The sequence below is a fragment of the Bradyrhizobium sp. BRP19 genome, from assembly GCF_020194195.1.
GTDB classification, from domain to species: domain Bacteria; phylum Pseudomonadota; class Alphaproteobacteria; order Rhizobiales; family Xanthobacteraceae; genus Bradyrhizobium; species Bradyrhizobium yuanmingense.
On record NZ_JADYVZ010000205.1, the window covers coordinates 1 to 405 of the forward strand.

The following is a 405-nucleotide window of genomic DNA, read 5'->3' on the forward strand; positions in this document are numbered from 1 at the left end:
CCATGAGATACCCTGCCTCCAGCTCTTCCTTTGGCCGCCCGGCCACGGTCCCCGTAAATTTACCGGCTACCAATTGATGCCAAATTGCTGCGACGCATCAGTAAATTACGCCACAATTCCCAATTACTCGGTAATGGAACTGCGCTATATGGATGCCGGGGAATGAGGCCCTAAAGCGCCATCAGGGCCGAGGGACGCCGGGTCACCAGTAGCCATGTCATCCATCACGACTTCTGCCATCGAAACGCCCGCGCGGCGCTCGGTGGAAAAGACCTGCGATGATCTCGCGATCGTCGTACTGAGCGCGGTCGCCCTGATCGCGGGCCTCACATTCCGCGATTACGGGCTGGGCTGGGACGACTACACCCACGCCGAATATGCCGATCTCCTGCTGCGCATGTACGG

The 405-nt window shown here is 59.3% G+C and carries 1 pseudogene; it reads left to right on the forward strand.

Going from position 1 to position 405, the window contains the following annotated elements:
• Positions 1 to 214: 214 nt before the first annotated feature.
• Positions 215 to 405: pseudogene (locus I6F36_RS39205) on the forward strand (hypothetical protein); the annotation flags it as partial.